Annotated in this window: 13 protein-coding genes; 2 read left to right on the top strand and 11 right to left on the bottom strand. The window is 71.7% G+C overall.

Going from position 1 to position 24,022, the window contains the following annotated elements; translation table 11 throughout:
- Positions 1 to 43: 43 nt before the first annotated feature.
- The 9 genes from OG245_RS09545 to OG245_RS09585 all read right to left on the bottom strand — a co-directional run bounded on the left by OG245_RS09545 (position 44) and on the right by OG245_RS09585 (position 17,113).
- On the bottom strand, positions 44 to 748 hold the full coding sequence (locus tag OG245_RS09545; RefSeq protein WP_371623092.1) for a DUF2470 domain-containing protein: 705 nt from the start codon (positions 746 to 748) through the stop codon (positions 44 to 46).
- Between the two features lie 291 nt (positions 749 to 1,039).
- Positions 1,040 to 3,232 carry a regulator gene (locus OG245_RS09550; protein ID WP_371627847.1) on the bottom strand — a complete coding sequence of 731 codons (2,193 nt, stop codon included), beginning with the start codon at positions 3,230 to 3,232 and terminating at the stop codon, positions 1,040 to 1,042.
- A 182-nt stretch (positions 3,233 to 3,414) separates the two neighbouring features.
- Entirely contained in the window at positions 3,415 to 8,733 is a 5,319-nt protein-coding gene (gene pulA / locus OG245_RS09555; RefSeq protein ID WP_371623093.1) for a pullulanase-type alpha-1,6-glucosidase, read from the bottom strand.
- 168 nt (positions 8,734 to 8,901) lie between these two features.
- On the bottom strand, positions 8,902 to 10,632 hold the full coding sequence (locus OG245_RS09560) for a carbohydrate-binding module family 20 domain-containing protein (RefSeq protein WP_371623094.1): 1,731 nt from the start codon (positions 10,630 to 10,632) through the stop codon (positions 8,902 to 8,904).
- A gap of 460 nt (positions 10,633 to 11,092) precedes the next feature.
- Positions 11,093 to 12,151, bottom strand: coding sequence for a LacI family DNA-binding transcriptional regulator (locus tag OG245_RS09565; protein ID WP_371623095.1), 1,059 nt, complete (start codon positions 12,149 to 12,151; stop codon positions 11,093 to 11,095).
- Positions 12,136 to 13,812, bottom strand: coding sequence for a glycoside hydrolase family 13 protein (locus OG245_RS09570; protein WP_371623096.1), 1,677 nt, complete (start codon positions 13,810 to 13,812; stop codon positions 12,136 to 12,138). Before OG245_RS09570 ends, OG245_RS09565 begins: the two co-directional genes overlap by 16 nt.
- Before the next feature lie 115 nt (positions 13,813 to 13,927).
- A complete protein-coding gene (locus tag OG245_RS09575; RefSeq protein WP_371623097.1) occupies positions 13,928 to 14,806 on the bottom strand; it encodes a sugar ABC transporter permease in 879 nt (292 codons plus the stop codon).
- Positions 14,803 to 15,822 (bottom strand): carbohydrate ABC transporter permease, encoded by a 1,020-nt coding sequence (locus OG245_RS09580; RefSeq protein WP_371623098.1) that lies wholly within the window; start codon positions 15,820 to 15,822, stop codon positions 14,803 to 14,805. Before OG245_RS09580 ends, OG245_RS09575 begins: the two co-directional genes overlap by 4 nt.
- 19 nt (positions 15,823 to 15,841) lie before the next feature.
- Positions 15,842 to 17,113: an extracellular solute-binding protein gene (locus OG245_RS09585; RefSeq protein WP_371623099.1), complete on the bottom strand. Its 1,272-nt coding sequence runs from the start codon at positions 17,111 to 17,113 to the stop codon at positions 15,842 to 15,844.
- Between the two features lie 346 nt (positions 17,114 to 17,459).
- Here OG245_RS09585 and OG245_RS09590 point away from each other — a divergent pair, with 346 nt between their 5' ends.
- Both OG245_RS09590 and OG245_RS09595 read left to right on the top strand, forming a co-directional pair.
- Entirely contained in the window at positions 17,460 to 18,503 is a 1,044-nt protein-coding gene (locus OG245_RS09590; RefSeq protein ID WP_371623100.1) for a LacI family DNA-binding transcriptional regulator, read from the top strand.
- Positions 18,504 to 18,579: 76 nt separating this feature from the next.
- Positions 18,580 to 19,560 carry a phosphatase PAP2 family protein gene (locus OG245_RS09595; protein ID WP_371623101.1) on the top strand — a complete coding sequence of 327 codons (981 nt, stop codon included), beginning with the start codon at positions 18,580 to 18,582 and terminating at the stop codon, positions 19,558 to 19,560.
- Positions 19,561 to 19,822: 262 nt separating this feature from the next.
- On the opposite strand, the gene OG245_RS09600 is transcribed toward OG245_RS09595, so the two are convergent.
- Both OG245_RS09600 and OG245_RS09605 read right to left on the bottom strand, forming a co-directional pair.
- Positions 19,823 to 22,819 (bottom strand): bifunctional [glutamine synthetase] adenylyltransferase/[glutamine synthetase]-adenylyl-L-tyrosine phosphorylase, encoded by a 2,997-nt coding sequence (locus OG245_RS09600; protein WP_371623102.1) that lies wholly within the window; start codon positions 22,817 to 22,819, stop codon positions 19,823 to 19,825.
- 84 nt (positions 22,820 to 22,903) lie between these two features.
- Positions 22,904 to 23,785 (bottom strand): putative protein N(5)-glutamine methyltransferase, encoded by an 882-nt coding sequence (locus tag OG245_RS09605; RefSeq protein ID WP_371623103.1) that lies wholly within the window; start codon positions 23,783 to 23,785, stop codon positions 22,904 to 22,906.
- Positions 23,786 to 24,022: the final 237 nt, after the last annotated feature.

Genomic DNA, 24,022 nt, shown 5'->3' on the forward strand with positions numbered 1-24,022 from the left:
CACGACCGCCGGTCCCCGGCACGGCCAGGGCCTTCCGTCCGGATCAGGCCGGCAGGCCGTTGCGGTGGGAGACGCGGCGGGCGGCGGCCAGCAGGGCGTGGATCTGCGGGCCCGCCTGGTCGATCTCGGTGACCGGGCGGGGGAACGGCAGGGTGACGTCCTCGTGGGTGCTGGGGTATTCGAGCCGCAGGGTCACCCCGAAGCGGTCCATCGCCAGTGGCACGGCCCGGGTCATGCCGCGCTCCGGGCGGGGGTGGACGAGGCGCAGGAGCAGCGGGACGAGTTCGGCGTGGTCGTCCACCAGGTGGGTGAGCATGCCCGCCTCGCAGGCGGCGATCGGGTCGGTCTCCGCCTCCTCCAGCTCCTCCAGGGTGACGAAGGTGCGCCCCTGGGCGTCTTCCAGGACGGCCTGCCCGAACTCCATGCAGGTGCTCTGCTCGGTGCCGGTGCCGTACGGGGCGGCGAGCAGCCCGGTGACCGTGACGCGGGCGCGCAGCCGGTCGCGTACGGGGGTGGGGGCGATGTCCGTGAACTCCAGGCGGGCCGGGACGCGTTCGGCGCTCGGTGCGTGGCCGCCGTCGTTCGGGGCGTGCAGGTGGATGTGGCCCATCGCGCCCGTGCCGTCGAGGCGGCGGACTTCGGTGTGCAGTCCATCGCTGACCACGGTCATGGAGTGGGCGACGGTCAGGATCGACCGGACGCGCTCGGCGCGGGTCGGCTGCGTGGCGCGGGGGCGGGAAAGACGCATCCGAGTCCTCCAGGAGGGGTCAGCGGAACCCAAGCGGTTACTTAGGTATGCCTAACCTTACTCACATGGTCCGGGTGTGGGTAGCCCGGGGACTCCATCGGCGTATCGCTCTCCGCTCACGCCTAAGGACTGTCCCGCACCCCCTGGCGGGCGCGCGACGACAGCTACGGCACCTCGCCGCGTTGTCGGAACGTCCCCATACATCCAGTATGCGGACGCCCCTCCGCCTTGCGATGCACCGCATCCGACGCCGCACGCTGATCCACCAGGGATTGCGGGACAGCCCTTAGGTCAGAGCTGTAGCTCGGTACGCAGCGCGGCGGCGAGGCCGACCTCCGCGTTGTCCGACTGGCCGCGCTCGAAGGCGCGCTGGTACGCCTCGTCGCCGACGGCCGCCCGCGCCTGGAGCTCGCACCTCTCCCGGACCGGACCCAGCTCGGGCGTGCCGCGCTGGGGATGGCCGACCATGCGCCAGTAGGCGTGCCCGGTGCCGTAGATCCGGGCGGCCTGAGCGCCGGCGCCCTGGGCGGCGACGGCGGCGGCCAGGATGTCCAGGCCGAGCGCGATGCCGAAGCTGTCGCGGAGCCGGTGCTTGCCCGCGAGCATCGACCGGGCGTGCGCGGCGGAGGCCGCCGGGCGGTCCTGGAACAGGGCGATCAGGGCGAGCTGGTAGTCCGCGTAGGAACGGGTCCAGTACTCGCCGCCGCGTTCGCAGGCCCGGCGCAGCGTGGTGGCCGCCGCCTCGGACTCGTCGAGCCGGCCGAGCGCGGTGAGCGCGAAGACGGTGACGAGGTGGCAGCGCAGCCGGTGGGCCGCGCCCACCGGGACGCCCTCGGTCATCCGCAGGACCCGCCCGGCCGCCTCCAGGGCCGCGGCGGGCTCCCCGGTCATCAGCTGGGTGAGGCCGGAGAGATAGGCCGCGCCGAGCATCCCCTCGTCGTCCCGGTCGAACAGCGCGACGGCCGTGCACAGCGCCCCGTACTTCTCCGCGGTCGCGAAGTCGCCCTGGAGCAGGGCCGCGACGCCGAGGACCCACTGCAGCCTGGTCAGGTGGGGCCCCTCCACGGGGCCCGCTTCCAGGGCGCGCTGGGCGTAGCTCCGGGCCTCGGAGAGGTGGCCGCAGCAGGCCCAGAAGAAGCCGACGCGGCCCGCCATCTCCTGGGCCCCGCCGACGTCGTGGACGAGCAGGTGCTCCAGGGCGGCGCACAGGTCGAGGTGGGTGTCGGACACCTTGTGGTACCAGGACACCTGGTCCGCACCGGTCCAGCCGTCGTGGGCGCGGCGGGCGAGGCCGAGGAAGCTGCTCGCGTGCCGGTCGGCGGCGGCGCGGGCCTCGCCCAGCTCGGTGAGCCACATCCGGCCGTACTCCCGGAGGGTGTCGAGCATCCGGTAGCGGTCGCCGTCGCGCTGGACGACGCTCTGGGCGACGAGCCCCTGGAGCGCCCGGTCCACCTCGTCCGCGGTGAGCGGGCCGCCCGTGCAGACCTCGCGGGCGACCTCCTCGTCGAAGTCGGTCCGCAGCGGGGTGAGTCGGGCCCACAGGAGGCGCTCCAGCGGCGTGCACAGCTCGTGGGACCAGCCGATGGCGGTACGCAGGGTGCGGTGGCGGCGGGGCCACACCGTCGCGTCGGCGAGGAGGTCGAGGCGGGCCGTGTCCGGGCTCTCGTCGACCCCGTCCGCCCCGTCCGCCCCGGTCGGGCCCGGCGCCCCGGAACCGGGCGCGCCGAAGCCGGGTGCGAGGGCGAGGACGCCGCTGCGGCCGGGCCCGCCGTGGCCGGCGCTCCGGGCGTCGAAGCGGCTGCCGATGCGGGTGGCGAGCTGGGCCACGCTGTGCCGGCCGATGCCCGCGGCGGCCAGCTCGATGGCGAGCGGGATGCCTTCGAGGCGGCGGCAGATCTCGGCGGCCGCCGCCTCGTCGCCCGGGGCGTCGAGGCCGGCCCGGGGATCGGCGGCGCGCAGCCGGTCCGCGAAGAGCTGGAGGGCGTCGGGCGCGCCGTCGACCGGGAGCGGCGGCACCTCGACGACGTGCTCGCCCCGGGTGCCGAGCGGCTGCCTGCTGGTGACCAGGACGGTCAGGCCCGGTGAGGTGGTCAGGATCTCGGCCAGCAGATGGGAGCAGGCGGCGCGGAGGTGTTCGGCGGAGTCGAGGACCAGCAGGAGGTGCTTGTCGCCGAGCCATTCGCAGAGCGCCTCGACGGGCACCCGCAGGGTGTGGTCGGCGAGTCCGACCGCGTCCGAGACGGTGGGGAGCAGCAGCCCGTCGTCGTAGAGCGGGGAGAGGTCGGCCCACCAGGCGCCGTCCGCGTAACGGTCGGCGGCGGCGCTGGCGGCCCGGAGCGCGAGCCGGCTCTTGCCGACGCCGCCGGGGCCGATCAGGGTGGTCATCCGCCGGGTGGTCAACGCGGTTCCCAGCCGGGCCAGTTCGGCCCGCCTCCCGACGAAGCTGCTCGTCTCGTCGGGAAGGTATCCCACCTTGGTCATCATCACCGTCCGCACGCTGGGGCAGAGTGCGCCGGCGAGCCGACCGCCCCGGGTGGGGCTCCTGCCGCGCGCACCGGGCCGGCCTCGCTCTCCCCGAGCGGGGAGAGCGAGGCCGGCCCGGTGAACCAGGACGGCTGTCGCGGCTCCATTGCCGACGTCTGCCGTCACCGTAGTGCCGCCCGCGGTCAGCGCAGCGTGAAGACGGCCGCCGTGCGTCCCGGGACGGTGAAAACGGCCGATTTCGCGTCGTACCTGGCTCGTTTGACAGTAGAGTCCGCACCCTTGGCCTGGACGGGGTGCAGTGCGTACGTCTTCCCCGCCGGCGCGGCGAGCCGCTGGTCGGCGGGGGCCGGCGTGGCGTTGAGGACGACGACCAGGTCGCCGAGACGCATGGTGATCACGCCCGGTGTCTCGGCCGTTCCGGAGAGCGGGAAGGACAGGGCCGACTGCACCTGTCCGGCGGTGCGCAGGGAGAACTCCTTCTGGGTGGAGCGGATGGTGAGCAGGTCGCGGTAGGCGGCCGAGGCCCCGTCGATCTGCGCGCACTTCGGCGCGATGGTGCCGGTGGCGGCCAGGAGCGGCTTCGCGTACGCCCACTTGTCACGGTTGTCGGCGGCGGGCGGCAGGCCCCGGCCGAAGCCGTTGCCGTCGCGGCAGTCCCAGTGCAGGGCGTTGAACCAGTCGCCGCTGTCGTAGGAGTTGCGGTCCAGTGACTTGGAGCGCAGCAGGTCGGTGCCCGCCTGGGAGAGCGAGGGGCCCTGGGAGAGGACGGAGGCGGCCATGGCCACCACCTGGGCCCTGGCGCGTTCGGCTGCCGTGGTGGAGGCCGGGAGCTTGAAGGCGAGGGTGTCGAAGAGGGGCTCGTTGTCGTGGGCGTCGGAGTAGGCGAGGGCGTCGCCGGGTGCGGCCGCGTATCCGGCGGGCGCCCCGTTGTAGTCGACCTCGGAGCCCTTGACCGTGCGGCCGGAGGTGTCGGTGAAGGTGTAGTCGGCGAGGTTGCCGGTGAGCCCGACCTTGATCAGGTCCTGGTAGTGCAGCAGCCGGGCCTTCTGCTCGGCGCGGGTGCCGTTGGCCGGGGAGGAGTTGGGGTCGGTGTAGAGGCCGGTGGCGAAGCCCTGGACGCCGGGGTCCTCGTCGAAGGGGCCGCCGCCGCGCACGGCGTCGCGGGCCCGGTCGGAGAAGGTGGCGATGCCGGTGCCGGCCATGTTCTTCTGGGTGGCCTGGACGAAGCGGGCGTCGTCCGCGATCTCGCCGAAGTTCCAGCCCTCGCCGTACAGGATGATCTTCTTGCCGTCGACGCCGTCCTCGGCGAGGGTGAGCCGGTCCAGCGCCTTGCGGACCTCGAGGATGTTGTCCTTGGGGTGGTGGCCCATCAGGTCGAAGCGGAAGCCGTCGACCTTGTACTCCTTCGCCCAGGTGACGATCGAGTCGACGACGAGCTTGCCCATCATGGTGTTCTCGGGCGCGGTGTTGGCGCAGCAGGTGGAGGTGGCGACGCTGCCGTCCTCCAGGAGCCGCTGGTAGTAGCCGGGGACGATCCTGTCGAGGACCGACTTGTCGTCCTGCCCGGAGGCGACGGTGTGGTTGTAGACGACGTCCATGACGGTACGCAGTCCGGCCCGGTTGAGGCCCTGCACCATCTGCCGGAACTCGACCGTGCGCTCGGTGCCGTCCGGGTCGGAGGCGTAGGAGCCCTCGGGGACGGTGTAGTGCAGCGGGTCGTAGCCCCAGTTGAAGCCGTCCTTGGCGGCGGCCTTGCTGACGCAGGCCTGCTGCTCCTCGGAGTCGGGGGCGTAGACGGACAGGTCGCAGGCGGGCTTCTGCTGGTCCTTCTTCTTCTCCGGGATCGTCCCGATGTCGAAGACGGGCAGCAGGTGGACGTAGCTGGTGCCGGAGTCGGCGAGCTTCTCGAGGTGCTTCATGCCCTTCGAGCGGGTGTCGGTGAAGGCGAGGTATTCACCGGGGTGTCGCGCCGTGCGGTCCGTGACGGAGAAGTCGCGGACGTGCAGTTCCTGGATCTGGGCGTCCCGCAGCGGGGTGGCGGCGGGCTTCCTCAGAGCGGACCAGCCGCGCGGTGCGAGCTCCGGGTCGGTGAGGTCGACGACGAGGCTGCGGGCGGAGTCGGCGGTCAGGGCGGTGGAGTAGGGGTCGGTGACCTTGTTGGTGACCAGCTTCTGGACGGTGGGGGCCCAGACGGTCACGGCGTACCGGTAGGGCTTGCCCCGCCAGCTCTTCTTGCCGGTGACCGACCAGACGCCGGTGCGGTCGTCGCGCTTCATCGGGTGGGTGCGGCCGTCGAGTTCGAGCGAGACGGTCCGGGCGGTGGGGGCCCACACGGAGAGCGTGGGCGTGCCCTTGCGGAAGACCGGGCCGAGGTCGGCGGAGGCGGCCTTCTTCCCGTACAGGTCGTCCAGGATGCCCGCGGTCTGTACGCCGGTGGCGGCGAGCAGGGCCCCGTTGGCGGCGCGCTGGGTGGCGACGAGCTGGCCGCGCAGGGACTCCCGGACCCGGTCCCGGTCGCGGGCGTCCACGGTGAACGCCGGGTAGTCCGTGAGGTGCGGGTACTTCGCCTTCTGCGCGTCACTCAGCGCGGACTGCGTGAGCCGCAGCCACCGGCCCTCGTCGGAGAGCGCCCCGTCGACGACGGAGATGCCGCCCTCGGGCGCGTACACGAGCTGCTGGCTGGTGGCGTCGGTGGCCTTCACCTTCCAGACGACGGTGTCCGCGTCGATCCACTGCGCCTCGGCCTTCGACAGGTCGGGGGCCGCGCCGCCGCCGGTCTGCGGGAGGAGGTAGCCGGGCTTGCCGCCGAGCATCCAGACCTCGTGGCCGTACGTGGCGAGGTCGAGGGACTGGTCGCTGGGCAGGTCCTTCTCGTCGCCCTTGTGCAGGATGTAGCCGAGGCTGGTGGCCCCCTCCACGAGCGGCACCTCGAAGGTGACCCCGTAGGCGTCCTTCCTCACCGGCGCCAGCGGCTTGGCCCAGTCGGTGGGCTCCTTGGCGCCGGTCCAGGTGTGCAGCCCCCAGCCGTCGTAGTTCCCGTCCGGGCGGTGGTAGTTGAGGACCGCCTTGGTGGTGTCCTGCGGCGGGGCCTCGGGGGCTTCGGTCCGCTGCCCGTCCTTGCCCTGCTCGATCCAGACCTGACCGGTGACGCCGAGGTCGACGGTCCGCCGCGGTCCGTCGGCCGTGCCGTTCCTCTCGACGGTGTACGGGACGGAGTCGGTGCCCTTCTCCAGGTCGATCCAGGCGAACGCGCCGTAGGCGTCCCGCCCGATGAACTCGGCGATCCGGTCGCCCGACTTCAGCTGCCAGCCCTCGTAGTCGCCGTCGGGCCGCTGGTAGTGGACGACCGCCCGGTCGCGTTCGACGGCGACGGGCTTCGGCTTCGGCGGGGTCGCTCCGGCGGTGGTCGCGGCGAGGGCGCCGGCGGTGCGGCCGGCCCGGTCGACGACGACGGCCTTGTAGCGCAGCGGCGTGCCCGCCTTCACCGTCTCGTCGAGGTACTGGGTGACCTTGTACGGGGCATGGTCGGCCGAACCGAGCGTCTTCCACTTCCCGTTGCCGACCTGGGCGGCGAAGACGACCCGGTTGAGCTGTCCGCCGTCCACGTCGGCGGTGATCCCGACGGTGCCGGTGGCGCCGGCCGCCGGGGCCTTCAGCGCGATCGTGGGCTTGGCGGCGGGAGCGCCCACGGTCCGGTCCGCCTTCAGCACGATGCTGGAGAGGGCGGGCACGGTGACGGTGACCCGCTTGTCCTTGCCGCTGCGGACCGAGCCGGAACCGCCGTACAGCGTGCGGAAGTTCATGTCGGCCGACTCGGTGGCGAGCTGGACGTTCCGCGGGCTCGTCCCGTTGTTGGAGGCGACGAGGTACTCGCTGGGCCGCTCGGTGTCGATGCGCGAGGTGGCGTACACCGAGCCTTCCGCGAACCGCTCGATCTGGGTGCCGTCGCGCAGCGCCGGGTGGGCCCTGGTGAGCTTCGAGAGCGCGGCGATGGAGCGGTAGACGGGGTGCTGCGTGTCGTACGCGTCCGAGGCGTGCGTCCGGTCGGTGCCGAGCTGGTCGTCGTCGAGGTAGTCGGCGGTCTTCGAGGCGAAGAGCGTCTGGCGGGAGTCCTTGTCGCCGCCGGCTCCGGTGAAGCCCTGCTCGTCCCCGTAGTAGATCACCGGGTTGCCCCGGCCGAGGAACATCAGCTCGTTGGCGAGCCGGGCCCGCTTCAGCAGCTCGGCGTCGTCGGCCGTGGGGTTGTCCTGCTTGAGGAAGGTCCCGATGCGGCCCATGTCGTGGTTGCCGAGGAAGGTGACCTGCTCGTAGGCGTTGGCCTTGTCGGTGGTGTAGCGGTAGTCGTTGCCGTACACCGAGGCGAGCTTGCCGGCGGGCGCGCCCTGGGAGGCGAACTGCCGGGCCGCGTCCTGGAACGGGAAGTCCAGCGTGGAGTCCAGGCGGCCCCGGGTGACGTACGGGGAGGTCACCTCGGTGTCGGCGGAGTAGACCTCACCGAACATGAAGAAGTCGTCCCGGCCGCGCTTCGCGGCGTACGCGTCGAGCGCGGTGGCCCACTGGGTCCAGAAGTCCAGGTCGACGTGTTTGACCGTGTCGATGCGGAAGCCGTCGATGTCGAAGTCGCGGACCCACTTCTCGTAGATCTCCTCCATGCCCTTCACGACCTCGGGACGCTCGGTCCACAGGTCGTCGAGCCCGGAGAAGTCGCCGTACTCGTTGGACTCGCCGGCCCACGTCGAGTCGCCCCGGTTGTGGTACATGGTGGGGTCGTTGAGCCAGGAGGGGACCTTCTTCCCGGCGCCGGGGGTCTTCACCGGGGTGTACGGGAAGGAGTCCTCGTCGACCTCTTCGACGCCGTCGCGGTCGTCGAAGGGGCGGCCGTCCGCGTCGAGGTAGGGGAAGGCGCCCTTCGGCTTGTAGCCGTAGGCCTTCTCGGCGTAGTCGACGGTGTCGGCGGTGTGGTTGGTGATGACGTCGAAGAAGACCTTCATGCCCTTGGCGTGGGCCTTGTCGATCAGCCGCTCCAGGTCGGCGTTGGTGCCGAAGTGCGGGTCGACCTGGGTGAAGTCGGTGATCCAGTAGCCGTGGTAACCCGCCGAGGCGTCCTTGCCGGTGCCCTGCACGGGCCGGTTCTTGAAGATCGGCGCCATCCAGATGGCGGTGGTGCCGAGGTCCTTGATGTAGTCGAGCTTCCCGGTCAGCCCCTTGAGGTCGCCGCCCTGGTAGAACCCCTTGTCGGTGGGGTCGTAGCCGTGCTCCAGCCGCGAACCGGTCAGCCCGCCACGGTCGTTGGAGGTGTCGCCGTTGGCGAACCGGTCGGGCAGCACGAAGTAGAACTGCTCGCGCGTGAGGTCGTGCCGGTCCGCCTCGCGGGCGAGCTTCGCGTCCGAGGGCGGGGCCGGCGGCCGGGGCGACGCGGCGGCGGTGGCCGCCGGGACGACGGGCAGCAGCGCCGCGCACAGGGCGGCCACCGTCCATCGTCCGAGGATGGTTCGGGACACGGAGGGTGCTCCTCAGGGCTTGATCGGTCGGTCGAACGGTGGGTCGGGCGATGGGACGAGCGGTCGGCCGAAGTGGGACGAGCGGTCGGCCGAAGTGGGACGAGCGGTCGGCCGAGCGGTGGGGAAGCGGGCCGGTGGCGGTGCCACCGGCCCGCTGGGGTCGAGGGGTCAGCCGCGCCAGACGTCGGCGGTCAGCGTGACCTTCCCGGAGGCCGGGACGGTGGCGGTGCGGTTGGCGCCGCTCTCCCAGATGACGTTGCCACCGGCGTCCTTGCGGACGTACTTGTAGGCGAACGTGGTCCCGGCGGGCAGGTTCACGTCCAGCTTCCAGACGGGGTACGCCGCCGGGTCGAGCTTCGGCGCGCTCGCCGGGTTCCAGTTGCCGAGGGCGGCCTGGTCGCCGGTGACGTGGATGTTCTGGCCGAGCTGGGTGGTGGCGTTGACGCCGAAGGAGGCGCCGGAGGTGCCGTTGCCGGGACCCGGGTCGGGGTTCGTGCCGCCGCCCCCGCATGTCCGGGCGCCGGTGTGCAGGGCGACGGCGGTGCCGGCCGCGACGGTGGCGGTGAACTGGCCGGAGCCGTTGACGCTGACGCCCCTGCCCGACTGGACGTCGCAGTAGTCGCCGGCGGGCAGCGAGGTCTGGAAGGTCCGGTTCAGTGCGGAGCCCTCGTGGTTGATGGCGACGTACGCCTTGTTCCCCCGGCCGAAGGCGATCTGGTCGCCCCCGTTGTCCCACCAGTTGGTGACTCCCTGGCCGCGTGCGGTGTTGCGGAAGCCGACCATGGAGGAGATCTCGCGCCAGGCGTGCTGGCACTTCCAGCCGTCGCTGTAGCAGGCGTTCACCTGGCCGCCGTTCGGCGGTCCGGCGTCGTGGTCGCTGAACTCGTAGCCGGAGTGGACGTCCGGGGAGCCGTAGGGATACGCCAGCATGAAGACACCGGCCAGGGTGTAGGCGGAACCGTACCTGTAGTTGAGGGTGTCGCCGCCGCGCTCGGTGTCGTGGTTGTCGACGAAGACGGCGGACTTGCCGGACTCCATGAAGCCCCAGCCCTCGCCGAAGTTCTTCAGGTGGGCGAGGCTCTCGTTGAGGAAGACCTGCTTGAGGCTCCGCCCGTACCGGAACTCCTGAACGTCTCCGCTGCCCAGGTACTCGGAGGGCGAGACGGCCTCGCCGGCCCCGAAGATCGCCTCGTGCTTCCAGTAGACGTTCGGGTTGGTCAGCCGGGACTTGATGTTGGCGAGGTCGCCGGCGGGCATGTGCTTGGCGGCGTCGATCCGGAAGCCGTCGACGCCGAGCGAGAGCAGGTCGTTGAGGTAGCCGGCGATCCTGCCGCGTACGTAGTCCTCGCCGGTGTCCAGGTCGGCGAGGCCGACCAGCTCGCAGTTCTGGACGTTGCCCCGGTCGTTGTAGTTGGTGATCGGGGACCGGCAGTCGTCGAGGTCGCTGCCCGAATAGAGGCCCGGGTAGTCGTACTTGGTGTAGGCGGAGCCTCCGGTGCCGGTGCCGCTGCCCGCCGACATGTGGTTGATGACCGAGTCGGCGATGACCTTGACCCCGGCCGAGTGACACGTGTTGACCATGGCGGAGAAGGCGGCCCGGTCGCCCAGCCGCCCGGCGATCCGGTAGCTGACCGGCTGGTAGGACGTCCACCACTGGCCGCCCTGGATGTGCTCCTGGGGCGGCGAGACCTGGACGTAGCCGTAGCCCGCCGGACCGAGGGTGTCCGTGCAGGCCTTGGCTATGGAGGCGAACTTCCACTCGAACATCACGGCGGTGACGTCCTTGTCGCCCGGAGCGGCGGCCTGTGCGGTGCCGGCGGCGCCGAATCCGGTGGGGACGACGAGGGCGGCGGCGCCGGCCACGAGTGCGAGCGCGGCAGACAGGGATCTGCGTGCCATGTCTTTCCTCCTGCGGGTGGGGGAAACGCGGGTGACGGTGCAGCCTCAGTCGGCAACGCGCCGTGCCCTCAAGGCTCCTGAAGGTTCTTGCTGCAAGAATGCAAACCTTGCCGCGGAGCAGACCGTACGAGCCCTCCCGCCACCGGTCAACCCTTTGGACATCCCCCGCTCACATCCGTGAAACAGCGGAGTTTTCTTCCCGACTCCCTGGCGATTTATCGCTGCAAGGTCTTTCGCAAGATATTGCGGGCCTGTTACGTTTCATCCCGACTCCGGTCCGGTCGGCCGGGGGTTCCGGCACCGCTTCACGTCGTCGGACCCCACGCGCCCGGCCGGCCGGGCCGGTCACGGCAAGAGAGGCACCCGGAGTCGCACAACTCCCCGCCGGCCCTTCCTGGGCCGACTCCTGGTGCCTCTCCTGTACGTGCCCACTGCCCACGAGCCCGCTGCCGCTTCGCGGTCAGCCGTTGCGTACCGCCGCCGTCGAGCCCCGTACGACCAGCTCCGGCTGGAAGACGTACTCGGTGCGCTGCACCGGGCTGCCCCCGATCTCCTCCAGCAGCGCGCCCACGGCGGCCGCCGCCATCGCCTGCACGGGCTGGCGCACCGTGGTCAGCGGCGGGTCGGTGAACGCGATGAGCTGGGAGTCGTCGAAGCCGACGACCGAGACGTCACGGGGCACCTCCAGGCCCCTCCCCCGGGCGGCCCGGACCACGCCGAGGGCCATCAGGTCGCTGCCGCAGACGATGCCCGTGCAGCCCGCGTCCAGCAGGGCGCCCGCCGCCACCTGGCCGCCCTCCACGCTGAACAGCGTGGAGCAGACGAGCGGTTCGGCCTCCGACCGGTCCATGCCGAGCACCGAGACGGCCGCCTCCACGAACCCGTCGCGCTTGCGGCGGGAGGGGACGTAGCGCTGCGGGCCTATGGCCAGGCCGATCCGGCGGTGGCCGAGGTCGGCGAGATGTCCCAGGGCCATCCGTACGGCGGCGTTGTCGTCGGGCGAGACGAACGGGGCGCTGATGCGCTCGTTGTAGCCGTTGATCAGGACGAACGGCACGCCGCGCTCGGTGAGCGCGGCGTACCGGCCCGGGTCGGCGGAGGTGTCCGCGTGCAGCCCGGAGAGGAAGACGATGCCGCCGACGCCGCGCTCCACGAGCTGCTCGACGAGTTCGTCCTCCGTCGCACCGCCCGGCAGTTGGGTGCAGAGCACGGGGGTGTAGCCGTGCCCGGCCAGCACCTGTTCGACGGACTGCGCGAACGCCGGGAAGATCGGGTTGGTGAGTTCGGGCGTCACCAGGCCGATCAGCCCGGCGCTGCGCTGCCGCAGCCGTACGGGCCGCTCGTAGCCCAGGATGTCGAGCGCCGCGAGCACCCGCTGACGCGTGGAGTCCGCGACGCCCTGCTTCCCGTTCAGGACCCGGCTGACCGTCGCCTCGCTGACCGCCGCCTGTCCGGCGATGTCGGAGAGGCGGGGCGCCGCCGTGGTCCTGGGCGCGGGCAGTGTCACACCGTCCACCACACCGTGGTGTCGGCGGGCAGCTCGGCCTCGGCGCCGTCCACGGTGACCGGGGAGCTGGCGAGCAGCACCTGGCCGCGGGCGGCGATGCGGACGGGGGCGCCGGTGGTGTTGACGGTGCAGACGAAGCCGGGGCGGGCGAGGACGAGGACGCCCTCGGGGCCGTCCAGCCACTCGACGTCCGTACCCGCGCCGAGGCCCGGGTGCTCCCGGCGGGCGGCGATGGCGGCCCGGTACAGCTCCAGGGTGGAGCCCTCCACACCGGTCTGCGCCTCGACGGACAGCTCGCCCCAGCCGGCGGGCTGCGGGAGCCAGCTGCCGCCCTCGCCGAAGCCGTACGAACCGCCCTCGCGGGTCCACGGGATCGGGACGCGGCAGCCGTCGCGGAAGCCGTCCTGGCCCTCGGCGCGGAAGAACGAGGGGTCCTGGCGGGCCTCGTCGGGCAGGTCGGTGACGTCGGGCAGGCCGAGCTCCTCGCCCTGGTAGACGTAGGCGGAGCCGGGCAGGGCGAGCATCAGCAGGGAGGCGGCGCGGGCCCGGCGCAGGCCCAGCTCGCGGTCGCCGGGGGTGCGGATCTGGGTGCCGAGGCCCGCCGGGTTGGCGAAGCGGGTGGCGTGCCGGGTGACGTCGTGGTTGGAGAGCACCCAGGTGGTGGGCGCGCCGACCGGGCGCATCGCGGCGAGCGAGGAGTCGATGACCCGGCGCAGCTCGGCGGCGTCCCAGGCGGTGGCCAGGTACTGGAAGTTGAACGCCTGGTGCATCTCGTCGGGGCGCACGTAGTTGGCGGTGCGCTCGACGGTCGGGGTCCAGGCCTCGGCGACGGCGATCCTCTCGCCCGGGTACTCGTCGAGGATGGTGCGCCAGCTGCGGTAGATCGCGTGCACGCCGTCCTGGTCGAAGAACGGCATGACGTCGTTGCCGAGCAGCTTGAGCTGGTCGTGGGAGCCGAGGTCGGGCAGCCCCTCCGCCTTGACGAGGCCGTGGGCGACGTCGACCCGGAAGCCGTCGACGCCCATGTCGAGCCAGAAGCGCAGGATGGAGCGGAACTCGTCGGCGACGGCCGGGTGCTCCCAGTTGAAGTCGGGCTGCTCGGGGGCGAAGAGGTGGAGGTACCAGTCGCCGGGGGTGCCGTCCGGGTTCGCCGTGCGGGTCCAGGCGGGGCCGCCGAAGATGGACTCCCAGTCGTTGGGCGGGAGTTCGCCGTCGGCGCCCTTTCCGGGGCGGAAGTGGTAGCGCTCGCGCAGGGCGGAGCCGGGGCCCTCGGCGAGGGCGCGCTTGAACCACTCGTGCTGGTCGGAGGAGTGGTTGGGGACCAGGTCGACGATGACGCGCAGGTCCAGGCCGTGCGCCTCGCGGATCAGCGCGTCGGCGTCCAGCAGGGTGCCGAACATCGGGTCGATGGCCCGGTAGTCGGCGACGTCGTAGCCCGCGTCGGCCTGCGGGGAGGCGTAGAAGGGGCTGAGCCAGACCGCGTCGACGCCCAGGTCCTTCAGGTGGGGCAGGCGGGCGGTGACGCCGGCGAGGTCGCCCATGCCGTCGCCGTTGCCGTCGGCGAAGCTCCGCGGATAGACCTGGTAGATCACCGCGTCCTGCCACCAGCCGGTGCGGTGGCCCGGGGCGTCGTCGGACGTGCCGGTGGAGGGGGCAGCGAGGTGCTGGGTCATGTCGTCCCTGGGGTGTCTGGGTGGGGAGCGGCGCCGGGACCGGGTCCGGGGTTTCCGGCGCCGCCGTGACGGGTGCGGTGGTGCGTGCGGGTGCTGGTGCGGGTGGCCAGGGGGGTCAGCCCTTGACGGCTCCGGCGGACATGCCGGTGACCAGGTGCTTCTGGGCGAAGAGGAACACCAGGGCGGCCGGGATGGCGATGAGCACGGAGGCCGCGGTCATGGGGCCCCACTGGGCTCCGTACTGGTTGACGAACTTCTGGAGTCCGCCGGCCAGCGTGAGGTTCTCGTCGCCGACCAGGAAGGCGGAGGCGTACGCCACTTCGCCCCAGGCGGTGATGAAGGAGTAGAACGCGGTGACCGCGAGGCCCGGCTTGGCCAGCGGCAGGATCAGCCGGAAGAAGGTGCCGAACGGGGTGAGGCCGTCGACCTCGCCCGACTCGTCGATCTCGCGCGGGATGGTGTCGAAGAAGCCCTTCATCATCCAGGCGCAGAACGGCACCGAGATGGTGAGGTAGGTGATGACGAGTCCGGCGGGCTGGTTGAGCAGTCCGAGGCTCGACATGATGTTGTAGATCGGCACGATGAGGACGGCGACCGGGAACATCTGGGTGATCAGCAGCGTCCACATCAGCCCGCGCTTGCCGGGGAAGCGGAAGCGGCTCACCGCGTATCCGGTGGTGGCGGCGACGAAGACGCCGATCACGGTGGAGAGCGCGGAGATGATCACGGAGTTGGCGAACCAGTTGAGGAACTCCGTGTCGCGGATCAGGTTCGTGTAGTTGACGAACGTCGTCTCGCGGAAGAAGTCCGTGGTGGTCGCGAACTTGGCGGGCTTGAGCGAGGTCAGCAGGACCCAGAGCACCGGGAAGACCGCGATCACCGAGGCGGTGATCAGGGTGAGGTGCAGGGCGACGGAGGCGAGCGGGGAGCGCTCGCCGCGCAGCCGGACCTTGGGCACGGTGTGCCGGGCGGGGGTGTCGGTCGCGGTGGTCACCAGTTGTCTCCCTGGGAGCGCAGGACCCGCCGGTAGACGACGGCGAAGAGCATCAGGAGTACGAGGATCAGCACGCCCCAGGTGGAGGACTGCGCGTAGTCGCGCGGGCTGATCTCGAAGGAGAACTTGTACGCCTGGGTCACGAGGATCTGGGTGGCCTCGCCGGGTCCGCCGCGGGTCAGCAGGAAGATCACCGGGAACATGTTGAAGGTCCAGATGGTGGAGAGCAGGACCACCGTGGTGGAGACCGGGCGCAGTCCGGGCAGCGTGATGTGGCGGAAGCGCTGCCAGGCGGTGGCGCCGTCCATCTCGGCCGCCTCGTACTGCTCGGAGGGGATGGACTGGAGTCCGCCGAGGAGGGCGACCATCATGAACGGGATGCCGAGCCAGACGTTGACGGCGATGACCGCGAACTTGGCCCAGGTCGGGTCGTTCAGCCACGGCACGGCGTCGATGCCGGCGCCGCCGAGGACCTTGTTGAGCAGACCGCGCTCCTCGTTGTAGAGGAAGCGCCAGGCGAAGACGGAGACGAAGCCGGGGATGGCCCAGGGCAGGATGAGGGCCATGCGGTAGGCGGAGCGTCCGGCGATGCGGCGGTTGAGGATGTTCGCCAGGGCCATGCCGAGGACGAACGTGACGCTCACGCAGGAGACGGTCCACACCAGCGTCCAGCCGAGCGTGCCGAGGAACTGCGAGCCGGTCAGCGCGTCGATGTAGTTGTCCGCGCCGACGAACTCGTAGGTGGCGGGGATCTCGTTGACGCCGATGGAGCGGGCGACGTTGCGCTCGTCGGCGTCGGTCATCGAGAGGTAGATGCCGCGGACCAGCGGATAGCCGATGATCACGCCGATCACGACGACGACCGGGGCGACCATGGCCCAGGCGTACCAGTGGACCGACAGCGCCCGCCTCAGACGGCCGGGCTTCGGTGGTGGGGTGCCAGTACCGCGGCTCCGGCCGCGGGCGACGTCCTCGCCCGCGGCCTTCACCACCGACTGGCTGGTGTGGACAGCCATCAGTCGGCCAACCTTCCTGTTACTTCCAGCCCTCGAGGAGCTTGCGGTAGGAGTCGCCGGTGGCCTTGGCGGCCTTCTCCGGCGTGGTCTGGCCGGTGAGGACCTTGGTGTACTCGATGCGCAGCGGCTCGAAGAGGCTGCCGCCCTCGGGGATCCAGGGGCGCTCGACGGCGGTCTCGACGACCGGCTTGAAGAAGCCGACGATCTCGCTGTCGACGGCCTCCTGCTTGGCGTACGCGGAGGTGCGGGTGGGCAGCAGGTTCAGCTCGCCGGCGGCGGTGGCCTGGCTGTCCACGGAGGTCATGTACTCGACGAAGGCGTAGGAGGCGTCGAGGTTCTTGGAGCCGGCGTAGACGGCGAGGTTGTGGCCGCCCTGCGGGGCGCCCTGGGCGGCGGAGCCGGCCGGGACCGGGGCGACGCCGAGGTTGTCCTTGTCGGTGAACTCACTTCCGGTCAGGGTGTCGGCGACGGCCCAGGGGCCGTTGATCATCATCGCGACGTCGCCGTTCTTGAACGACTGCATCATGTTCTCCCAGCCGTCCGAGGCGTCCGTCTTCGCGGTGCCGTCGTCGACCAGGTCCTTGACCGCCTTGAACGCCTTGACGCCCTCGGGCTTGTCGATGGTGACGCTCTTGGAGGAGGCGTCGACCATGTCGCCGCCCTCGCCGTAGAGGAAGGAGAGGAAGTAGTACGGGTCGTCGCCGCGGAGGTAGAGACCGGTCTTGCCGGTCTTGTCCTTGATCTTCTCGGCCACGGTCTTGAGGTCGCCCAGATCGGCGGGCGCGTCGACGCCGGCCTCCTTGAACATCTTCTTGTTGTAGAAGATGCCCATGGAGTCGATGACCTGCGGGACGGCGTAGGTCTTGCCGTCGTACTCCGTGGACGCGACGGCCTGCTCGAGGAAGTCGTCCTGGTTCTTCAGGGCGGGGGTGCCGTCCAGCGGGGCCAGGTAGCCGAGGTTCGCGAAGTCCGGCGTCCAGGCGACCTCGGAGCGGATCACGTCGGGGGCGCCGTCGCCGGCCTGGGCCGCGTTCTTGAACTTGTTCTGCGCCTCGCCGAAGGGCACGTTGACGTACTTGACGTCGACCTTCGGGTGCTTCTTCTCGAAGCCCTCGGCCAGCTTCTTGAAGACCTTGTCCTCGCTGCCGACGCTGGAGGTGTCCCACCAGGTCACCGTGCCGGAGAGCTCGCCCGAGCTCTTGCCGCCGCCGGACTCCTCGTCGCTGCCGCAGGCGGTCGCCGCGAGCGCCAGGGCCGCGACCAGGGCGGTGGCCGTTATGCCACGTCGCATCTGAACTCCTTCAACTGCCGTACCGCTCCGTCGCGGCGCCGGGTCGACGTGAACGTAACAAGGATGAAAGACGACCGAAAGACCTTGCGGAAGATTTCTGCAAGGCTTGGTGATCGTTACATTCGCGTGTCCTCAAGGTTGCCGTCAAGCCCCTTGACGACACTCCCTCATCCCTGGCAGGGGCAGGCGGGACACGGCCTGTCCGCAGTGCGACGATCCGACCGCAGCCCGCGATCGGGGGCCGCAAGTCCTTGCAAGACGTTGCCGGAAAGCCCTCGCGTCTCCGCCTCCGCGCCACCCCGTACACAGTGGGCAATCCGACACCGGCCCGGTACAGTCCCATCCCATGACCGCACGGCTTGCCGATATCGCAACTCAGGCGGGGGTCAGCGAAGCAACGGTCAGCCGGGTCCTGAACGGCAAGCCCGGAGTCGCGGCGACCACCCGCGAATCCGTCCTCGCGGCGCTCGACGTCCTGGGGTACGAACGTCCGGTGCGACTGCGCAGGCGCAGCGCGGGACTGGTCGGACTGATCACCCCGGAGCTGGAGAACCCGATCTTCCCGGCGCTGGCGCAGGTCATCGGCCAGGCGCTGACCCGGCAGGGCTACACCCCGGTGCTGGCGACCCAGACGCCCGGCGGCTCCACCGAGGACGAACTCACCGAAATGCTGGTGGACCGGGGCGTTTCCGGCATCATCTTCGTCTCCGGGCTGCACGCGGACACCTCGGCCGACATGCAGCGCTACGAGCAACTGCGCGGCCAGGGCGTGCCCTTCGTCCTGGTGAACGGCTTCTCCGCCAAGGTGCAGGCGCCGTTCATCTCCCCGGACGACCGGGCGGCGATGCGCCTCGCGGTGACCCACCTGGTGGCACTCGGCCACACCCGTATCGGCCTGGCGGTCGGCCCCAAGCGCTTCGTGCCGGTGCTCCGCAAGATCGAGGGCTTCCACGCGACGATGCGGGAGCAGCTGGGACTCGCACCGGACGAGGTGGAGGAGTTGATCCAGCACTCTCTGTACACCCTGGAGGGCGGCCAGGCCGCCGCCTCCGCCCTGATGGAGCGGGGCTGCACGGCGGTCGTGTGCGCGAGCGACATGATGGCGCTCGGGGCGATCCGGGCGGCCCGCCGGCTGTCGAGGGACGTGCCGCGCGACCTCTCGGTCGTGGGCTACGACGATTCGCCGCTCATAGCGTTCACGGACCCGCCGCTGACGACGATCCGGCAGCCGGTGACGGCGATGGGCCAGGCCGCCGTCCGCACGCTCCTGGAGGAGATCGGCGGAACCCCGGCACCGCACAGTGAGTTCGTCTTCATGCCCGAGCTGGTGGTCCGCGGCTCGACGGCCTCGGGCCCCGCAGGCGGCTCGGGGTCACTCCCTCGTCCTTGAGACGCAGGACGTGCGGCCGGAACCCGACCGGAGGATGATCGGGGGCAGGGGAATCACTATGGAAGACTCTCTGCCTATGGGTGAAACACAGCTGACAACGCACGAAGGCCGGTCGACGGCCGATCCTTCACCCATCGCGGCCGAGGCGGCCCCCGAAGCCGCCACCGCGTCCACCACTCCCCCGGCTTCCGGGAAGACCGGCCGGCTGCTCGCCCGGCTCCGCTCCCTGCGGACGCCGCGCCGCCCCCGGCTCTGGTTCGAGATCCTGCTCATCGCGGTCAGTTACTGGCTGTACTCGCTCGTGCGCAATGCCGTGCCGGAGCAGAAGGCACAGGCGCTGCGCAACGCGGACTGGATCTGGTCGGCGGAGAAGTCCCTGGGCCTCGCTTTCGAGGAAACGGTCAACCACGCGGTCAATTCCGTGACATGGCTGATCGTGTCGATGAACTACTACTACGCGACGCTGCACTTCGTCGTGACCATCGGCGTCCTCGTCTGGCTGTTCCGCCGCCACCCGGGCCGTTACGCGGCGACGCGGCTGGTCCTCTTCGCGACGACGGCCGTGGCCCTGCTCGGCTACTACCTCTACCCGCTGGCGCCACCGCGTCTGATGAACGGCGCGAACTTCATCGACACCGTGCTCGTGCACGAGACGTGGGGCTCGATGGCGTCGGGCAACTTCAAGAACATGTCGAACCAGTACGCGGCGATGCCGTCGATGCACATCGGCTGGTCGCTCTGGTGCGGCCTGACGATCTTCGCCCTGGCCTCGGCGCCCTGGGCCCGCATCCTGGGCCTGCTCTACCCGACGCTCACCCTGGTCGTCATCGTGGCCACCGCCAACCACTTCTGGCTGGACGCGGTGGGCGGCATGGCCTGCCTGGCGTTCGGCTACGGGGTCTCCCGCGTCTGGTACGGCTCGCTGCCGCACCGGCTGCCGAAGTGGGTCCCGACCGGCAAGAGCCGCCTGACCGCCCTGCGGACCAGACTCCCGCGCCCGGCATCGGAACCGGACCCGCAGCCCGCACCGCAGACGACGGGCTCGCGGAGGCCGTAGCCCGGACCGTTTCCGGCCGTTCTCTCGGGCCCGTCCGGCGCTGAGGACAGCCTTCCAGCCCGCCCGGCCCTTGAGGATGTCCTTTCCAGCCCGTCCGGCGCTAGAGGACGTCCCTTCCAGCCCGTCCGGCGCTAGAGGACGTCCCTTCCAGCCCGTCCGGCGCTAGAGGACGTCCCTTCCAGCCCGTCCGGCGCTTGAGGAGCGGGGTCCGGGGCGGAGCCCCGAGGGGTCCGGGGCGGGACGCCCCGGGCCGGGCGGACGCCTAGGACACCGCCCCGTAGAACCGCTCCTCCACCACCGCCCGCGCCCTCCGCGTAATCCGACGGTAGTCGTCCAGCATGTCCCCGACATGCCCCGGCTCGTACCCCAGGTACCGCCCGACCGCCGCCACCTCACGCGGGTCGGACGGAAACGTGTCGCCCGCCCGCCCCCGCACCAGCATCACCGCGTTGCGCACCCGCGTCGCCAGCACCCACGCCTCGTCCAGCGTCTGCGCGTCCTCCGCCGGAATCAGCTCCGCGGCGCACGCGGCGGCCAGCGCCTCGCGCGTGCGCGTCGTACGGAGCCCCGGCTCCGCCCACCCGTGCTGCATCTGCATCAGCTGCACGGTCCACTCGACGTCGCTCAGCCCACCCCGCCCCAGCTTCGTGTGGAGCGTGGGATCGGCGCCGCGCGGCATCCGCTCGGACTCCATCCGCGCCTTGAGCCGGCGGATCTCCCGTACGGCGTCCTCGCCGAGCCCTTCCATCGGATACCGCAGCGGATCGACCAGCTCGATGAAGTCGCGCCCCAGCTCCTCGTCGCCCGCCACCGGCTCGGCCCGCAGCAGCGCCTGGCTCTCCCAGGCCAGCGACCAGCGCCGGTAGTAGGCCTCGTACGACTTCAGGGTGCGGACCAGCGGCCCGCTCTTGCCCTCCGGGCGCAGGTCGGCGTCGATCAGGAGCGGCGGATCGGCGGTCGGCAGCTGGAGCAGCCGCCGCATCTCCGCGATGACCGTGTTGGCGGCACGGGCCGCCTCCTCGTCGCTCACGCCCTCGCGCGGCCGGTGGACGAAGAGGACGTCGGCGTCGGAGCCGTAGCTCAGCTCGTGCCCGCCGAAGCGGCCCATGCCGATGACCGCGAACCGGGTCGGCAGGGTGTCGCCCCACTGCGCGCGGACGGCGGCCCGCAGCGCGCCCGCGACGGTGGCGGCGTTGAGGTCGCTGACGGCCGAGCCGACCCGGTCGACGAGGGCCCCGTGGTCCTGCTCGGCGGGGTTGTCCTCGGTGCCGTACGAGCCGATGAGGTCGGCGGCCGTCGTGCGGAACAGCTCGCGGCGGCGCACCCCGCGCACCACCGCGACGGCCGACTCCGCGTCCCCGGCACGCCCCACCGCGGCCAGTATCTCCTGCTCCAGGTGGGCCCGGGTGCGGGGCGTGAGCCCCTCCGGGTCGCCGAGGATCGCCACCGCCTCCGGGGCCCGCATCAGCAGGTCCGGGGCGAGGCGGCCGGCGGAGAGGACCCGGGCGAGGTTCTCCGCGGCGGCGCCCTCGTCGCGCAGGAGCCGCAGGTACCACGGGGTCTTGCCCAGCGCGTCGGACACCTTGCGGAAGCCCAGGAGCCCGGCGTCCGGGTCGGCGGAGTCCGCGAACCAGCCGAGCAGCACCGGCAGCAGGGTGCGCTGGATGGCGGCCTTGCGGGTGACCCCGGAGGAGAGGGCCTCCAGGTGCCGCAGGGCGGCGGCCGGGTCGGCGTACCCGAGGGCTTCCAGGCGGATCGCGGCCGCCTTCGCGCTGAGCCGGGACTCGGCTGGGGCCAGCTGGGCGACGGCGTCCAGCAGCGGCCGGTAGAAGATCTTCTCGTGCAGCCGCCGTACGACGGAGGCGTGCCGCTTCCAGGCCTTGGTCAGCTCGGTCACCGGGTCGGTGCGCATCCCGAGCGACCGGCCGAGCCGCCGCAGGTCCGCCTCGTCCTCGGGGACGAGGTGGGTACGGCGCAGCCGGTAGAGCTGGATGCGGTGCTCCATGGAGCGCAGGAAGCGGTACGCCTCGTCGAGCTGGGCGGCGTCCGCGCGCCCCACGTACCCGCCCTCCGCGAGCGCCCGCAGCGCCTCGAGGGTGGAGCCGCTGTGCAGCGAGGCGTCGCTGCGCCCGTGCACCAGCTGGAGGAGCTGCACCGCGAACTCGACGTCCCGCAGCCCGCCGGGGCCGAGCTTCAGCTCCCGCTCGATCCGGTCGGCGGGGATGTTGTCGACGACGCGGCGGCGCATCTTCTGCACGTCGGGGACGAAGTTCTCCCGGTCGGCGGCCCCCCAGACGAGCGGCGACACCGCCTCGACGTACTCCGCGCCCAGCTCGGGATCGCCGGCCACCGCGCGGGCCTTCAGCAGCGCCTGGAACTCCCAGGTCTTGGCCCAGCGCTGGTAGTAGGCGAGATGGGAGCTGAGGGTGCGCACCAGCGGCCCGTTGCGGCCCTCGGGGCGGAGGTTGGCGTCGACCTCCCAGATGGTGCCCTCGACGGTGGTCTCGGAGCAGATCCTCATCATGTGGGCGGCCAGCCGGGTGGCGGCCTGCATGGCCTTGGTCTCGTCGGCCCCGTCGCGCGCCTCCCCGACGAAGATCACGTCGACGTCGGAGACGTAGTTCAGCTCGCGCCCGCCGCACTTGCCCATCGCGACGACGGCGAGCCGGCACCGGGCCGCGTCCTCGGGTGCGGCCGTCCGGGCGATGGCGAGAGCGGCGCGCAGGGTGGCGGTGGCGAGGTCGGCCAGTTCGGCGGCGGTCTGCGCGAGGTCGGTCGTCCCGCACACGTCCCGGGCGGCGAGGGTGAGCAGACACCTGCGGTAGGCGACCCGCAGCGAGTCCGGGTCGACGGCGTCGGCGAGCCCACGCTCGAACTCGGCGACCCCGGGGTTCAGGTCGACCGCCTCGTACGTGACGAGCGTCTGCCAGTCGCGCGGGTGGCGGGCCAGGTGGTCCCCGAGCGCCTCCGAGGCGCCGAGGACCCCGAGGAGCCGGTCGCGCAGGGGCTTGGCGGTGACGAGGGTGTCGAGCAGCACCTGCCGCTCGCTCTCCGTCTCGGCCTCGACGATCCGGACCAGGCCGCGCAGGGCCAGGTCCGGGTCGGCGGTGGCCCCGAGCGCCTCCAGGAGGACCGGGTCCGAGCGTACGGAGGCCAGCGTGTCCAGGCCGAGGAGCTGGTCCGCGGCGGACGGGTCGGTGAATCCGTGCCGCAGCAGCCTGGTGAACGTACTGCTCCTGCGCCCCGGCGCCGTCGTCATTCCGTGCTCTCCCGCCAGCCGAACCGAACGCGTGTTCCCGGTCGCCCCGGGTGTGGCTCGTCGCCGCCCCGGGGCCCTTCGAGCCTAGTCCTGTGCCGCCGGGTTCGGGGCGGCGGCGGGGTCCGGCCCCGGGGAATTCCCCGGCTGTTCCGCCGCCGGGACGGTGGCCTCCGCGACTGCCGCGACCTGGACCGTCCCGACGAGGACGGTGGCGTACAGCTCCTCGGAGACCAGGACCCGGGGGCTCAGCCCGGCGGCGTGCAGGACCTCGACCGCCGTGTCGCGCTGGCGTTCGCTCGCCTCCACGAGCAGGCTGCCGCCGGGCGCGAGCCACTGGGGCGCTTCGGCCGCGACCCGGCGCATGACGTCGAGCCCGTCGCCGCCCCCGTCCAGGGCGACGCGCGGTTCGTGGACGCGGGCCTCGGCGGGCAGCAGCTCGACGTCGCCGGTCGGGACGTACGGCACATTGGCGAGCAGCACGTCGACCCGGCCGCGCAGGGTGGCGGGCAGCGGGGCGAACAGGTCGCCCTCGTAGACGTGTCCCAGGTCGCCGACGTTGCGCCGGGCGCAGCGCACGGCGGCGGGTTCGACGTCGCAGGCGTGCAGTTCGGCCGTGTCCGCGGCGGCGGCGAGCGCGACGCCGAGCGCGCCGGAGCCGCAGCACAGGTCGACGACGACGGCGCGGCGGGGCGCGAGGGCGGCGGCCCGCGCGACCAGGAACTCCGTACGGCGGCGGGGCACGAAGACGCCCGTGTCGACGGCGAAGCGGCGGCCGTGGAAGTCCGCCCAGCCCAGGACGTGTTCGAGCGGCAGCCCGGCGGCCCGGCGCTCGACGAGGGAGGACAGTTCGCCGGCGGACGCGGCGGCCTCGTGGAGGAGACGGGCCTCGTCCTCGGCGAAGACACAGCCGGCGCGGCGGAGGGCGAGGACGGTGGAGGAGAGGGAAGTCAACGGGTGAACCGGCATACGAGCGGAGCCTTTCGGGGAAACCGATGGGCGCTCCGCGATCGGCTTATGCCGTCCGGTCGGCTGCTGCCGGTCGTCCGACGCGGTCGCGCGGGGTGAGCACCCGGCCTGATCCAGCGGTAATGGGTCTCACCTCCTCGGACGGTCTCGTCGATCCCCGTGGCGTACGGGGGTGGTAACACTACAACAGCCCGCTCCCGCACCCGTACGGGGCGCGGGAGCGGGCTGTCGGCACGT

Origin of the sequence: Streptomyces sp. NBC_01116, from assembly GCF_041435495.1 — a bacterium.
Lineage (GTDB): Bacteria > Actinomycetota > Actinomycetes > Streptomycetales > Streptomycetaceae > Streptomyces.